At 46.0% G+C, this 13,699-nt stretch carries 13 protein-coding genes and 1 riboswitch; of the genes, 8 read left to right on the top strand and 5 right to left on the bottom strand.

Annotation, left to right across the window (positions count from 1 at the left end; translation table 11 throughout):
- Positions 1-150: 150 nt before the first annotated feature.
- The gene (locus tag ISALK_RS07095; protein ID WP_160720612.1) at positions 151-1,089 is read right to left on the bottom strand and encodes a TDT family transporter; all 939 of its coding nucleotides are present in this window, start codon (positions 1,087-1,089) and stop codon (positions 151-153) included.
- A gap of 3 nt (positions 1,090-1,092) precedes the next feature.
- A complete protein-coding gene (locus tag ISALK_RS07090) occupies positions 1,093-1,581 on the bottom strand; it encodes a C-GCAxxG-C-C family protein (RefSeq protein WP_201756859.1) in 489 nt (162 codons plus the stop codon).
- 430 nt (positions 1,582-2,011) lie between these two features.
- On the opposite strand from ISALK_RS07090, the gene ISALK_RS07085 reads away from it, so the two are divergent.
- A complete protein-coding gene (locus tag ISALK_RS07085) occupies positions 2,012-3,118 on the top strand; it encodes an alanine racemase (protein WP_160720610.1) in 1,107 nt (368 codons plus the stop codon).
- 95 nt (positions 3,119-3,213) lie between these two features.
- On the opposite strand, the gene ISALK_RS07080 is transcribed toward ISALK_RS07085, so the two are convergent.
- The 3 genes from ISALK_RS07080 to thiC all read right to left on the bottom strand — a co-directional run bounded on the left by ISALK_RS07080 (position 3,214) and on the right by thiC (position 6,534).
- Complete coding sequence (locus ISALK_RS07080) at positions 3,214-4,677, bottom strand: 4Fe-4S binding protein (protein WP_160720608.1); 1,464 nt, start codon at positions 4,675-4,677, stop codon at positions 3,214-3,216.
- 15 nt (positions 4,678-4,692) lie between these two features.
- Positions 4,693-4,887: a 4Fe-4S binding protein gene (locus ISALK_RS07075; protein ID WP_160720606.1), complete on the bottom strand. Its 195-nt coding sequence runs from the start codon at positions 4,885-4,887 to the stop codon at positions 4,693-4,695.
- Between the two features lie 333 nt (positions 4,888-5,220).
- The gene (thiC, locus tag ISALK_RS07070) at positions 5,221-6,534 is read right to left on the bottom strand and encodes a phosphomethylpyrimidine synthase ThiC (protein ID WP_160720604.1); all 1,314 of its coding nucleotides are present in this window, start codon (positions 6,532-6,534) and stop codon (positions 5,221-5,223) included.
- A 161-nt stretch (positions 6,535-6,695) separates the two neighbouring features.
- Positions 6,696-6,794, bottom strand: a riboswitch (TPP riboswitch).
- A 241-nt stretch (positions 6,795-7,035) separates the two neighbouring features.
- On the opposite strand from thiC, the gene ISALK_RS07065 reads away from it, so the two are divergent.
- The 7 genes from ISALK_RS07065 (at position 7,036) to ISALK_RS07035 (ending at position 13,644) form a co-directional block, all read left to right on the top strand.
- A complete protein-coding gene (locus ISALK_RS07065; RefSeq protein ID WP_160720602.1) occupies positions 7,036-7,287 on the top strand; it encodes a hypothetical protein in 252 nt (83 codons plus the stop codon).
- A 186-nt stretch (positions 7,288-7,473) separates the two neighbouring features.
- Entirely contained in the window at positions 7,474-8,727 is a 1,254-nt protein-coding gene (locus tag ISALK_RS07060) for a DNA polymerase Y family protein (RefSeq protein WP_371723686.1), read from the top strand.
- A 173-nt stretch (positions 8,728-8,900) separates the two neighbouring features.
- Positions 8,901-9,077, top strand: coding sequence for a hypothetical protein (locus ISALK_RS07055; protein WP_160720598.1), 177 nt, complete (start codon positions 8,901-8,903; stop codon positions 9,075-9,077).
- Positions 9,078-9,299: 222 nt separating this feature from the next.
- The gene (locus ISALK_RS07050; RefSeq protein ID WP_160720596.1) at positions 9,300-10,328 is read left to right on the top strand and encodes a carbohydrate kinase family protein; all 1,029 of its coding nucleotides are present in this window, start codon (positions 9,300-9,302) and stop codon (positions 10,326-10,328) included.
- Positions 10,291-11,679: a glycosyltransferase gene (locus ISALK_RS07045; RefSeq protein WP_160720594.1), complete on the top strand. Its 1,389-nt coding sequence runs from the start codon at positions 10,291-10,293 to the stop codon at positions 11,677-11,679. The genes ISALK_RS07050 and ISALK_RS07045 overlap by 38 nt, the downstream gene beginning before the upstream one ends.
- A gap of 26 nt (positions 11,680-11,705) precedes the next feature.
- The gene (locus ISALK_RS07040) at positions 11,706-12,785 is read left to right on the top strand and encodes a carbohydrate ABC transporter permease (RefSeq protein ID WP_160720592.1); all 1,080 of its coding nucleotides are present in this window, start codon (positions 11,706-11,708) and stop codon (positions 12,783-12,785) included.
- Positions 12,778-13,644 (top strand): carbohydrate ABC transporter permease, encoded by an 867-nt coding sequence (locus ISALK_RS07035; protein ID WP_201756858.1) that lies wholly within the window; start codon positions 12,778-12,780, stop codon positions 13,642-13,644. The genes ISALK_RS07040 and ISALK_RS07035 overlap by 8 nt, the downstream gene beginning before the upstream one ends.
- The last annotated feature ends 55 nt before the right edge of the window (positions 13,645-13,699 follow it).

Raw genomic sequence — 13,699 nt, 5'->3', positions numbered from 1 at the left:
AAAGGCAAAGAAACATGGCCTTTCTTGCTTTTTAAATGAAATATTCAATTTTAACATAAAAAACAAATTAATATTTGAGTTTTAGACGACCGAAGCAAGGGGCGGGGTTGCATTTATACGCAACCTGCCGTCCCCTTTGTGTTCTTTCTGTTAGGCCGCTTCTTTTTGAAGGGCAGCCTGCTTTTGAAAAAGCATTCCGAATCGTACTAAAACATACAGTACCATGGCAGCGGCCCAGGCGATTTGAAAGCCTCGGATGAAATCCAGGGCTCCGTTTTCAATACCCTGTACCGAGAAGTAACCGGTCATACCGTTAAAAGCGATGGCGCTGATCACAAAGGGAAAGGTAAAAGCCGAATAACTGGGGTAAAAAGGTAGTCGTAACATCTTCGGCATCTGACTTAGGGCAAAGACGGTCATCAGTAAGCCTAAGGATCCTAGAAATACCACCATTCCCATGCTTTTTTCCGGGAAAGAACTTAAATAGCCGGCCAACAACAGACTTGCCGGGGCGGCAAAAATAATGGCTATGGGCTTTGCAGCCTCGGGAATTTCCTTTACCCAAAACACCCGGTAGATGACAATCGGCAACCACAGGAGATAAGCGAAAAGCCCAAACCAAAAGACTGCCTGGCCCAGGGCCTCCAGGCCATACAGAGGGGCGGTTACGCTGGCGACCACAATGCCCACATACATCACAAAATAGCTGCTGAAAACTTTTTTAATCGAAAAGTTCAAAACGTACTTTTTTGTAAAAAGGACAATGATCAGGGCGTTGAGTACTAATGAAAGGACCCATAATCCAAAAGCTCCCGCGGGGAAATAGGGGTTAATATAAGTGCTGAGGAGCATTCCCCCCATGGTAAAGGTGGGGAAAATGGATCCGACCACGGGATTGTCAAAGCCTTCCCTTAAGGATTTAGGAAACAGAAGGACCTTTACAATTAAACTGAGAAAGATCAGGGCTGAAATACTTCCAAGGAAATACCGGAGACCGCCGGCGTAAGGACCGAGTAAATTTCCCAGGGCCGCAAGGCCCAGCATCAGTCCGGAAATCGGCAGGGGTAGGGTTTTTAAAAAACGTTTCACCGGCTACACTCCTTTGACGTCTTCATCCAGGTTTTTCATGCCCATCTCCCGAACAATGATCTCTGAGGCACTTCTTGCAACTTCCCCCGTAAAGGATACGCACTGGGCCTTATGCTCTCCCGAGGCCATATCCATGCCCTTGGTTAAAATGCTACAGCATAAAACCTTATGGTTTTTCTTAAAGGATTCTTGTAATTCATGAGCAAGTTCGAGGGTCTGTACGCTTTTGGGATCCTTCGGAGTAGTGCCTTGGGTTCGGCCGAAGAAATACCCCAGGGCCATCACCCCGCCGGACACCGCGCCGCAAACGCATTTGGAGCGTCCGATACCCACGGGAAATCCCGAGGCCATGGCCACCATTTCCTCGGGCATATCCAGTTCAAAATTCTCTCGAATAGAGGCGACAATCGCCTCGGAACAGTAATAGTTTCCCTGTTGAAAATAATTTTCCGCATCCCGTTGGATTTTTTCCAAGCTTACTTCTTTTTTCATCATAATACCTCCTTAGTTTTTGTGAGCATCATAGATTTTGTTTGTGAGCATCATAGATTTTGTTTGTGAGCATCATAGATTTTGAATATTAAGTAATAATAATGACTTGCTTTTTTGATTAGTTATTAACGACTAACTCTTAAATATGTTAATTCCTTAACCATTATACCAACGGGGAAGTTGGAATACAATATATTCACTCATTGCAATATTTAATACTAATTACATGATTCATGAAATAAGTAAATCCTAAAACAAAATACAGGGTGCTCCACTTGTATTGAGAGTGAGAAGGTAAAATGATATAATTGAAGTTCGAATAATCAGAAAAATGAAAAGGGGTTATGTCATGACAAGGGAAAAAGATAAAATGTTTTCGGGATCAATCCCATTGTTTAAGGCAAAACACCATCATCGAAGGAGGATACCAATGAACTATTTAGAACTTGATACTCCCGCATTGCTGATCGACCGGGAGATTATGGAAAAAAACTGCAAGGATATGCAGGATTATGCGGATCGTGAAGATGTAGCCCTACGTCCCCATACCAAAACCCATAAGATGTCCAAGCTTGCGCTTTTTCAGGAAAATATGGGGGCAAAAGGGATTACTGTGGCAAAGGTCGGCGAAGGAGAAGTCATGGCCTCAAAAGGCCTTAAAGATATTTTCATTGCAAATGAGATTGTTGGTGAAATCAAACTTCGCCGGGTAAGGGAGTTGGCAAAGGATATCGACATTTCCTTCGGCCTGGACAGTATTCTTCAGGCAAAAATGGTGGAGGTGGCCTTTGAAGGGGCGGAAAAAAAGGCCCGGGTGCTGATTGAAATTGAAGTAGGGGAAGAGCGCTCCGGGGTGGTAACGGAAGAGCGCTTTACCGAGTTATTGGATTTTTTAAAGCAGTGCAGTAACATTGAACTCCTTGGGGTATTTTCCCATGATGGGCACTCCTACGGTGCAAAGGATCAAGAGGAGTGCAGAATCATTAACCTGGAGGCGCAACGAAGAACTCTGCAGTTTGCAGAACTGGCAAGAAAGAAGGGCTTTTTAATATCTCGAATAAGTATCGGATCCACGCCTTCCATGATTTTTAACTTTCCCATCTTAAAGGGTATTACGGAAATCCGCCCGGGCACTTATATCTTCATGGACGCTTCTCAGGCAAATGCCTACGGCAATTTTACCCGGAATGCGGCGACGATTCTCAGCACCGTCATCAGCATTCCCACGGAGCAAAGGGTCATCATCGATGTCGGCGCCAAGGGGCTTACCACCCAGCGGCGAACCAAAGGCTTTACCGCCACAAAGGGGCTCGGACGGATTAAAGACTGGTCCGGGGTGGCTCTTGAGAACGTCTTTGATGAACACGGCATCCTTAACCATCAAAAATTTCATGACGCCGTCCAAGTGGGAGATAAAATAGAGATCATTCCGAATCATATTTGCCCGGTGGTAAATCTTCATGAGACGGCGTATCTGATTTCCGATGGCAAGGTAATCGAAAAAATCCCCGTGGACTGCCGAGGGAAGCTGAAGTAGGGAAGAATGCATAGCATAAGTTTAAAAAATACAAAACCGCCTCCGGGTCCCGCGTAATGGGAGTTCCGGAGGCGGTTTTTATTTGTAATTAATATTTAGGCACTTTCATAATAGATATTTTCCCGTTGATAATCGGATTTTTCCAAGGAGCGCAAGGTGGCATCGGTCATGGGTTTTGGTCCGCACATATATAACTTGCTGTCATTTAAATTCATTTGGTTTAATACGTCGGTGACAAAACCTTTTTCTCCCCGCCACTGATCATCAAAGGCGACGACGGGTACGAAGGTGAATTTAGCACTCATTTGTTCAAATTTCTCAAAAAGATCTCGATAAATAAACTCTTCTTCTTTGTTCACACCGTATATCAGCGTAAACTCCTCAACCTTTCCGGGATCTTTAATCAAATCCTCCGCAATGGAGACGAAGGGAGTAATTCCGATTCCTCCGGCTACTAAAAGCACTTTCTTTTGCGTTTTGTCCACGATCAGTTCATGGCCCATGGGTCCTTCAAGGTGTGCCACATCCCCTACTTTAAAGGTATCGAATAAGATGTCGGAACCGTAACCGTTGGGTACGCGTTTTACCGTAACGGAAAGAGACTGGCTATTTTTGTTATAGGAGGAGATGGAAAAGGCTCGATACATTTTCAGATTCTGCTGAATTCTTACTAAGGCAAATTGACCGGGTTCATAATTGACAATTTCAGGAATTTTAAAGGAAAAAGTAAATTCCTTTACATCGGTGTTTAGCTCTTTGATTGCAGAGATGGTTGTAACAATATGTTTTCTTTCTTCATAACCCTCCACAGAAGTTTTTTCATAGATTTCCTGTGCTTCCGCCTCGGTACTTAAGGTCAATACGCCGGCAGGACAGTTTTCTACACAAGTGCTGCAACGAATGCAGTTGTTATCATCAATCTGATTGTTTTCGGAAAAATCCACATAGGGCGTCAGTTGCATCGGACAGACTCTGGCACATTTACCGCAACTATGACATAAATCCTGGTTGGCCACGGTGATCTTTTGATCGGTCTTTTTTGCCACGCCCAGGGTTTTACCCAACCAATAGGAACCTTTTTGCATCATACCCATGGGACAGAAATTACACCAGGTTCTGGGGCTGGTGATCAGTGCCAAGGTTCCGCCAATAATGGTTACCATCAAATAACTTCTTACAAAGATAAATCCTAATCGGTCATAAAACATGGGGGTGCCCCATAAGGCGGAAACCCGAACAAGTCCGCTACCGATATTATATGAAAAATAAGCAAGGAACAACCAGGCAAAGATTGGAGATCTGAAAAATTCGAAAATTTTAATATTTCGACTCCATCGGAACAATGCGGAATCAAACAAACTTCCGTGGGCACAGAAGTTACCACACCAATAACGGCCTTTGAAAAAGGATAAGGTAACCAGACTTAGAATTACCAGCAATACCGTCAATCCCAGTCGGGGAAACCAAAGACCTGCAAAAGCTACTAAAAGGGTATAGATAAATGCATACTTACGTAGGGGTGTAAAAACCCTATTGGCTCTGATAAAAAAGTTTTCCATGAGTAAATTTCCTCCTTATGCTTTTTTCATGATAATTGCCCGTTGGGGACATACGTTGATACATTTTCCGCAGCCGATACATCGTTCAGCGATAACCTTAAAGGGCTTTAAGAAACTGCTGCGATCAATGGCATTTACAGTGCAAACTCTTTTAGCCGGACAGAATGGAGATTTATCACAGGTGGATTCTTTAATTACGGCTTTTTTCATTGCATCACTCCTTTCTTTAAAGTGGTTCCTTGCTGAGTCTTTAAATATATTTGATTGCTTCCCTTTGGGGAGGGGGATAGACATTTATGATTCTATAACGTCAGAACTTCTTTGTTAAGCGGATTTCAGAAAAAGCAGAAAACTTTATTTTGCAGTGATAAGAACAGGTTGTTCTTTTAAGGGTTTTTCAAAGTGGTTATGAGACTGATGGAAGAGTATAGGGGAGGGGGGTAAGATGGAAGAAGCGGATGTTTGAAAATTAAAGGGGACGGAAAGGTTTGTTTTTTAAATCAAACCCTTTCGTCCCCTTTGGTTACTTTGTGTTTTTATTACTTAGCCTTCCTCTCGTAGCAGATTAATATTTTTACCTTTCATTACTTTGTTCATATTTCTCATGGAACACATTTTTCCGCACATGGTACAGCTGTCGTCATCCTTTGGCATAGACTCTTTTCGGTATCTTTTAGCTTTTTCCGGATCGATTGCTAAATCAAACATTTTTTCCCAGTCTAATTGTTGTCTAGCTAAGCTCATTTCGTCGTCCCAGTCCTTTGCACCTTTAATGTTTTTTCCTAAATCTCCGGCATGGGCTGCGATTTTGGTGGCAACAATTCCTTCTTTCATATCCTCCAGCGTTGGGAGTCGTAAGTGTTCTGCAGGGGTCACATAACAAAGGAAGTCTACGCCATGACTTGCGGCTAAAGCACCGCCTATGGCACTGGTAATATGATCATATCCCGGGGCGATATCGGTAACAATGGGACCGAGCACATAAAAAGGAGCACCGTGACATAGCTTTTTCTCGAGCAACACATTTGCGGGAATTTCATTGATGGGCATATGGCCGGGGCCTTCAATCATTACCTGGACGTTTCTTTTCCAAGCCCGTAGGGTTAATTCCCCCAGTACCATCAGTTCCTGGATTTGGCTGGCATCGCTGGCATCATTAATACTACCGGGTCTACAGGCATCTCCAAGACTTAGGGTCACATCATACTTTTCGCAGATATCCAAGAGTTGGTCATAATACTCAAAAAATGGGTTTTCTCGATTATTCAGTTCCATCCATGCATATAGTAAAGAACCTCCTCGGGATACGATATTCGTAAGTCTTTTGTTCCTTTTAAAAACCCCGGCGGTTTCTTTATTAATGCCCGCATGAATGGTTACAAAATCCACACCTTCTTTTGCATGCTTTTCCACCACATCCAAAAATTCCACTGCGGTAATATCTTTCAGTTCTTTATCGTAAAATCCCACGGCATCGTATATTGGTACGGTGCCCAGCATTGCGGGGGATGATTCGATAATCCGTTTTCTAAACTCTTCGGTTTTTCCATAGGAGCTCAAATCCATGATGGCCTCAGCCTTCATATCAATAGCTACCCGGACTTTTTCCAATTCCAGTTCTATGTCGCAACAATCCTTAGAAATTCCCAGATTTACATTGATTTTAGTTTTTAAGCCTTCCCCTATCCCCACGGGATCTAATGAGGTGTGATTTTTATTGGCAGGAATAATTATTTTTCCCTGGGCGATAAGGTTTTTTAAATCCTCAACCGCCATATGTTCTTTTTTTGCAACGATTTCCATTTCTTTTGTTATGATTCCTTTTCTTGCAGCATCCATTTGTGTAGTGAATTTCATTTGAATTCATCTCCTTTTTTATTCTAGGAATTTAAAACACATTCCTGATCAGCTTCAGTAGTAAAGATCATAATTCCCGTCGCTAGGAGATGAGAATAGTAGGTAAGTTAATATAAAAAAAAAGCTTACCCAAAGGTAAACTCTAATATTATCAAATCAATGATAAAAAATTATTGCTTCCCTACGGCAGTATGAACTGCATCAAGTTTAAAGAGTTAGGATTTCTCCCTCTCAGCCCAAAGGCACCCCTAGCAAATCTATTTAATTGAGTTCATTATAATACACTAGCCCGGGGATGTAAACAAAAGATTAACGAAGTATAAAAAATGGTTTGAGAGAACCTTTTCCACTTCCAAGGGTTCATCGGCATAGTATACGGGTTTAGGATAGTTTACGGAGGCAAAAAATAAAGGGTCTTCCGGCTTCGAATCCATTTCAAGCCCTTGATCATTACTGAAAAATGTTATTTAATCCAAGTATGGGACTGTGGGACTGCTGGGGATGCCCTACTTTTTTTTCATAGAGATGCTGGGACCGATAATTGAAATCATCGGCTATATCGCCATTATTCTTTCCTTTTGGTATGGAATCATCAGTTTGGAGTTTGCTCTGGTGTTCTACAGTATTCTGGAGAATTTCGGTTATCGGCAGCTCACCACCTTGTGGCGTTTTGTCGCCTTTTGGCAATATAAGAGAAAGGGCAATAAGTGGGGGGAGATGAAGCGAAAAGCCTTCAGTAATAATGAAAAATAAGCACCAAAGGGCAGGAGGGAACGGGACACAAAAGAATATAAATTAAAGAGACTCTTTCCGGAGTCTCTTATTTTTTTGCAAGGTTTTAGGGGCAAGGAGAATAATAGGGCTGTTGGGAAAAAGGGGACTTGACAAAAGAACATTCGTTCTGTATTATGAAGGAACAAGCGTTCTGAAGGGGTGTTGATAAAGATGAAAGCAATTTTCCATATCGATGTAAACAGTGCCTATTTATCCTGGGAAGCCAAGGACCGCCTGGAAAAAGGGGAAACCCTGGATCTTAGAAGGGTACCCTCGGCGGTGGCGGGTGATCCGAAAAAGCGAAACGGGATTATTCTAGCCAAGAGCATTCCTGCGAAAAAATCCGGAATCAAAACCGGGGAGGCCTTGTTTGAAGCCTTTGCCAAATACCGGGATCTGATTGTGGTGCCGCCCAATTACGCCCTGTATATGCAGTGCAGTCATCAAATGAATGAAATCTTTAAAGAGTATTCCCCCTTAGTACAGCGCTACAGCGTGGACGAGAGCTTTATCGATTACAGCAATATGGAGCATCTATTCGGGGAGCCCTTGAAAGTGGCCCATGAAATTAAAAGCCGGATTAAAAATGAACTAGGGTTTACCGTGTCCGTCGGGGTATCCACCAATAAATTATTGGCAAAAATGGCCAGCGATCTGAAAAAGCCCGACGCGGTCATCACCCTGTATCCCGAAGAAATTCCTAAGAAAATGTGGCCCCTGCCCGTGGGTGACCTGTTTATGGTGGGGCGGCGAACCCTGCCGAAGCTGGAAAACTTAAATATTCAAACCATCGGGGACTTGGCCAACACCGAGGTGGGACTGTTAAAACAGGTGTTAAAATCCCACGGGGTGCTCATCTGGAATTACGCCAACGGAGTGGAAAACTCTCCGGTGGCGGGAGGGCCCCGAGAGGTAAAAGGCATCGGGAATTCCACCACCATCCCCTACGACGTATACCGGGAGGAAGAGGCCTTTATGGTCCTTCTAAGCCTTGTGGAAACCGTGGGCATGCGCCTTCGGGCCGGTGGATATGTGGCGGGCCTTGTGAGTGTGGGGATTAAGACCAATACCTTTCTTTATTACTCCCATCAACGGAAACTGGAGCTTGCCACGGACAGCACCCAGGAGCTCTACGAAATTGCAAAGGAACTTTTCCAAGAGGCCTGGGGCGGCGAGGTACTCCGTCACCTGGGGGTTCGGGTATCGAATTTAAAAGAGGGAGGCATGCGCCAACTCACAATTTTCGAGGAATCCGGGGAATATGAGCGGCATCAAAAAATTGACCGTACCATTGATAAACTGCGGCTCCGTTATGATCCAAATTGTGTTTTCCGGGGATGCTTTGCCAACACAAAAGTAAAACCCCTCCAGGGCGGCGTCGGCGAGGAGGACTACCCCATGATGAGCAGCCTCTTGTAAACCAAAGGATAAACCAAAGGGGACGGAGGTGTTCGGTTCATGATGCACCGGATCCCTCCGTCTTTTTCTGCATTAACCAAAAACGACGGGTAATTATCATCGGAACCGGGGGATCATAAAGTTAGAAAGCAACCCAGAAAAGTACTTCCTTAAAAAAGAGGATATCAGGATCTGTGTACCGAATTAATCTAATCGGGTTTGAAAACGCTGAAAAGCACCATATACAAACCGCTGAAGGGGAAAATTTTGAGGAGTTCATGGTCTTGGATTTACAGGAAAAGGGATTGCAGGGGATCCACGGAAGATTTTATATCGACAAGGCTGACTACAATTGTTTTATCAGCAGGTGAAAGATTGTTTGAAACATAACAGAAAGGGTAAAATAAATATAAGGAAACAATCTGAAATTTCTGACAAAATAACAAGGGTGATGATTTCTTAGGAAGTTGAAAGATGACACTAAGAGGGAGCAGTAGTGAAACCGGCCCGGGGGCCGGTTTTTGTTTTGAACAATATAAGGTCAAAAAAAAGAAAACCGAAACCGATTCCAAAATGGATGGGAGCGACTGCATATGGACTTTCAAGAGGCCCTGGAGTTTGATAAGAGCACCTATGATGTGGTCACCCTCGGGGAGCTGGTGGTGGATTTTATCTCCGGGGAATATCTGGAGGAGACTAGGGACCGGGGGATGAAGGATCTTCAGGTTTTTTCCAGGTATTTTGGTGGTTCGCCGGGATGCCTTGCGGTGAATCTTAAGGCCCTGGGCTTTCATCCCGGGATTATTTCCGCCCTGGGCCGGGATTTTCTCGGGGACTATTTGCTGGATTTCCTTGTTCAAAAAGGGGTTTCCCTAGAGGGGATCAGTCGAACCCAAGAGGCGAACACCTCCGTCGTATTTGTTTCCAAAAGCAGAAACAATCCCAGCTTTCTCGCCCTTCGGGGCAGTGATAAACACCTTCGGGTAACCAAAGCTCAAGAGGAGGTGGTCGACGGGGGAAAAATTCTTCACTTCACTTCCTGGAGTCTCTCCCATGAACCAAGCCGGTCAAGTACCCTGGCCTTGATTAAAAGGGCTAAGGATAGAGGGATGAGAATTTCTATGGATCCAAATTTCAGAGAGGTTCTTTGGGATAACAAGGAGGAGGGGCGAAGGATCATAAAGGAGATGTTTTCCAAGGTGGATTTTGTAAAACCCTCGTTGGAAGATGCTCGAAATCTTTTTCCCGAAGACGCCCATAAGTCCCTTTCGCCAAGGGAATACCTCCATAAATTTCTAAGTCTTGGAGCCAAGATGGTGATTTTAACCCTGGGGGCTGAAGGGCTTATTGCAGGCAACGGAAAGGAAGAGCGAAAACTGCCGGGGGGTAAAAACCCGGTGGTGGACACCACGGGAGCGGGAGATGCCTTTTGGGCGGGGCTGTACGCCGCTTTATTAAAGGGCTACTCCCTGGAGAGGGCCTTAAAACACGGCAGTCAGGTTGCGGACTATAAGCTCGGCTATGTGGGAGGAATCCCTCCCCTTCCGAGATTTCAAAAGTTCATGGAAAAGGAGGAAAAAGAGGATGCGAATAGGCTTTATGAATCCCCAGGGGAATTTTGACAACAAAGACTCTTATTGGACCGCCCATCCGGATTTCGGGGGCCAATTGGTTTACGTCAAGGAGCTGGCCCTGGCCCTGGATCAATTGGGAGTGGATGTGGAGATTTTTACTCGACGGATTGAGGATCCGGAATGGGGGGAATTCCGGGAAAAAGAGGAGATCTATGAAAACTCGGGAGTGAAAATTATAAGGATCCCCTTCGGACCGAAGGGATTTTTAAACAAAGAAAAGCTGTGGCCCTACTTAAGGGAGTACGCCGAAGGGGTAAGCGCCTATTATGAAGGGCAGGGAAGGCGACCGGACTTCATGACTGCCCATTACGGAGATGGGGGCCTTTCCGCCGTCTATTTCAAGGAGCTTACGGGGGTATCTTTTTCCTTTACGGCCCACTCTCTGGGGGCCCAAAAGATGGATAAACTGAAGGTCTCCAAAAGCAACGAAGGGGATATGAACCGGATTTACCGATTCTCCGAGCGTATTGCGGCAGAACGGAGGACCATGGAGGAAGCCTCCCTGATCTTTGTCAGCACGAACCAGGAAAGGATGAACCAGTACGCCCATGCACGCTATAAAGGAGCGGTTTCTCCGGAGGACGAAAAAATCAAAGTGGTGCCCCCGGGGGTGAATCTGAAGATTTTTAATACCCACAGGGAAAATTCCGAGGAGGCCCGCACCCAAGCGGAGCTACATAATAGCCTGAAAAGGGATCTTCGGGAAGACCGGTTCGGGCTGCCCATCATCTTCATCTCCGGCCGATTGGAAAAAAAGAAAAACCACCTGGGCCTTGTGAAAGCCTATGGGGAAAACCCGCCCCTGCAGCAGAGGGGGAATTTACTGATTGCCTTAAGGGGTGTGAAAGACCCCTACCGAGGTTATCAAACTTTAAAGGATGAGGAAAAGGCGGTTATGGACAGCCTGATGGATGGCATCAACCGGATGGACATGAAAGGGAAAGTGGCCTTTGTAACCCTGGAGAGCCAAGAACAGTTGGCAGCGGCCTACCGATGGATCGGCAATACCGGCGGCCTGTTGGCCCTGCCCTCCCTTTACGAACCCTTTGGGCTGGCTGTTGTGGAAGCCATGGCCTGCGGCCTGGTAGTCGCGGCGACAAAAAACGGAGGACCCTCGGAGATCCTGAGGGAAAAGGGGGAGGCCTTCGGATTCCTGATGAACCCGGAGGATCCTGGAGATATGGGAAAGGTCCTGGAAAAAGCCCTTGGAGATCAAAAGCTTTGGCAGTGTCTTCGGAAAAAGGGCATTCAAAGGGTCCATCAGAAATACACCTGGGAAAGTACGGCAAAGGGGTATCTTAAGGGGATTAAGGAGCATCTCGGGGAAAAGCCCTTGTAAAAACAGAAAAAAGGGGGTAAGAGGAAGTGGGAAAAAAAAGAAAAAGAACTGTGAGTTTAGCCAAAAGAGAAGAACGACTGGCCTACAAACTGCTCATTCCGTCGTTAATCATCCTTCTTTTGATTGCCATTTATCCCCTGGGGCAGGTGTTTTATTCCAGCATGACCAATCGTCAGTTTGCCAGCGGACAAGAGACGGAGTTTATCGGATTCGAGAATTATCGCAGGCTCTTAAGTCTCCGATTGCAAAGGCTGGAACCCCTCCGGGATGAAAACACGGGGGAAGTGTTAAGAGACGGCGAGACCAATGAGGTGGTGCGGGAAAGGCCCATCGACGTCCTGCCCAGAGAGCCTATTCGGTACCGGGAATTAAGACAATTCAGTGCGCTGGGCAATCGATATGTCATCGGGGCTACGGACCCGGACTTCATTCAATCCGTGGTAAACACCATTAATTTTACTGTGGTCTCCGTATTTCTTGAGCTGACCTTAGGGCTCGGCATCGCTTTAGCGGTCCATAATCATTTTAAGGGAAGAGGATTGATGCGAACCTCCATGTTGATTCCCTGGGCGGTGATCACCGTAGTATCCGCTAGAATCTGGGAGTGGATGTTTGTGTCCAACCGGGTGGGGCTTTTTAACACGGTGCTTGCAGCCGCCGGGATCGGCGACGGGCGAATGGATTTTCTGTCCTCGGGGATGAGCCAGATGTCCGCCATGATTGCGGTGGATGTTTGGAAAACCACCCCCTTTATGGCCCTTTTATTGCTGGCGGGGCTTCAAACCATTCCCGACGAGCTATACGAGGCGGCGGAGATCGACGGAGCCAATAAATTCCGACAATTTGTCAGTGTCACCTTGCCCCTGTTAAAGCCCGCCATGGCCGTAGCCTTGATTTTCAGAACCCTGGACGCCTTAAGAGTGTTTGATGTCTTCCAGGTGCTGCTGGGACAAAGCCGTTACTCCATGGCAAGCTATAATTATTATCAGTTAATCGGAAATCGAAATATGGGCCTGGCTTCAGCGGTGGGGGTAATCATCTTTATTATTATTTTCGGCTTTGCCATTGCCTATATTAAAGCCCTGGGGGTGGATCGCGATGACTAAGATAAGAAAATCCAAAGTTAAAAAAGTAGCGTTTTATCTGTTGCTGGCCTTTATTCTCTTTTACCTGCTCTTTCCCTTTTACTGGGCGGTGAATTCGTCGTTGAAAACCGAGGCACAGATTCAAATGACCCCGGCAACCTTTATACCGAGAGACCCTGTAACCCGGGAGTTTTCACCGAGCTTTCACAATTACCGGGTGATCTTTGACAATCAGCAGTTCATAAGGGGCGTTTGGAACTCTACGGTGGTGGCGGTATCTACCACGGCCCTGGCCTTGACGGCGGGATCCTTTGCGGCCTTTGCCCTTGGGAAACTCCGATTTAAAGGAAGAAAGCCCGCTCTTTATATGATTCTGGCCATGACCATGTTCCCTCAGGTAACGGTGCTGGCAGGGCTATACGCCGTTATTAACACCCTTAATTTATCCGCAAGGCTCAGTATGATTTTGTCATACATGATCTTTACCCTGCCCTTTACCACCTGGGTACTGACGGCCTTTTTCAAGGGGCTGCCCCCGGCTCTGATGGAGTCCGCCCAAGTCGACGGCGCCACCCCTTTTCAAACCTTCTATCGTATTTTACTGCCCTTAACCGCACCGGCCATGGTAACCACTGGGCTGCTTGCTTTCATTGCCGCATGGAATGAGTATCTCTTTGCCCTAACCTTTACGTCGATTGACCCCGGGGCAAGAACCGTCCCCGTGGCCATCGCCTATTTCGGCGGGGCGGTTGCTAGACAGGAGCCCTTCGGGGAGATCATGGCCGCCGCCGTGGTTGTGACGGTGCCCATTGTCCTACTGGTGTTGATTTTCCAACGACGGATCGTTGCAGGACTCACGGCGGGGGCGATCAAAGGATAGATCGAAGGCATAGGATCCATACCATTTTAAAAAGGAGGCTGAGCGGAAAAAAGGA

Source organism: Isachenkonia alkalipeptolytica, from assembly GCF_009910325.1.
Classification (GTDB): Bacteria; Bacillota; Clostridia; order Peptostreptococcales; family T1SED10-28; genus Isachenkonia; species Isachenkonia alkalipeptolytica.
The sequence above is the reverse complement of the archived record's forward strand: the minus strand, read 5'-3'. Positions and strand labels throughout refer to the sequence as shown.

Excerpts from the sequence above, each read along its gene's own strand:
- ISALK_RS07065 (WP_160720602.1), top strand. The coding sequence starts at position 7,036 with ATGCCCTACTTTTTTTTCATAGAGATGCTGGGACCGATAATTGAAATC.
- ISALK_RS07080 (WP_160720608.1), bottom strand. The coding sequence starts at position 4,677 with ATGGAAAACTTTTTTATCAGAGCCAATAGGGTTTTTACACCCCTACGT.
- thiC (WP_160720604.1), bottom strand. The coding sequence starts at position 6,534 with ATGAAATTCACTACACAAATGGATGCTGCAAGAAAAGGAATCATAACA.
- ISALK_RS07035 (WP_201756858.1), top strand. The coding sequence starts at position 12,778 with ATGACTAAGATAAGAAAATCCAAAGTTAAAAAAGTAGCGTTTTATCTG.
- ISALK_RS07045 (WP_160720594.1), top strand. The coding sequence starts at position 10,291 with ATGCGAATAGGCTTTATGAATCCCCAGGGGAATTTTGACAACAAAGAC.
- ISALK_RS07085 (WP_160720610.1), top strand. The coding sequence starts at position 2,012 with ATGAACTATTTAGAACTTGATACTCCCGCATTGCTGATCGACCGGGAG.
- ISALK_RS07090 (WP_201756859.1), bottom strand. The coding sequence starts at position 1,581 with ATGAAAAAAGAAGTAAGCTTGGAAAAAATCCAACGGGATGCGGAAAAT.
- ISALK_RS07075 (WP_160720606.1), bottom strand. The coding sequence starts at position 4,887 with ATGAAAAAAGCCGTAATTAAAGAATCCACCTGTGATAAATCTCCATTC.
- ISALK_RS07050 (WP_160720596.1), top strand. The coding sequence starts at position 9,300 with ATGGACTTTCAAGAGGCCCTGGAGTTTGATAAGAGCACCTATGATGTG.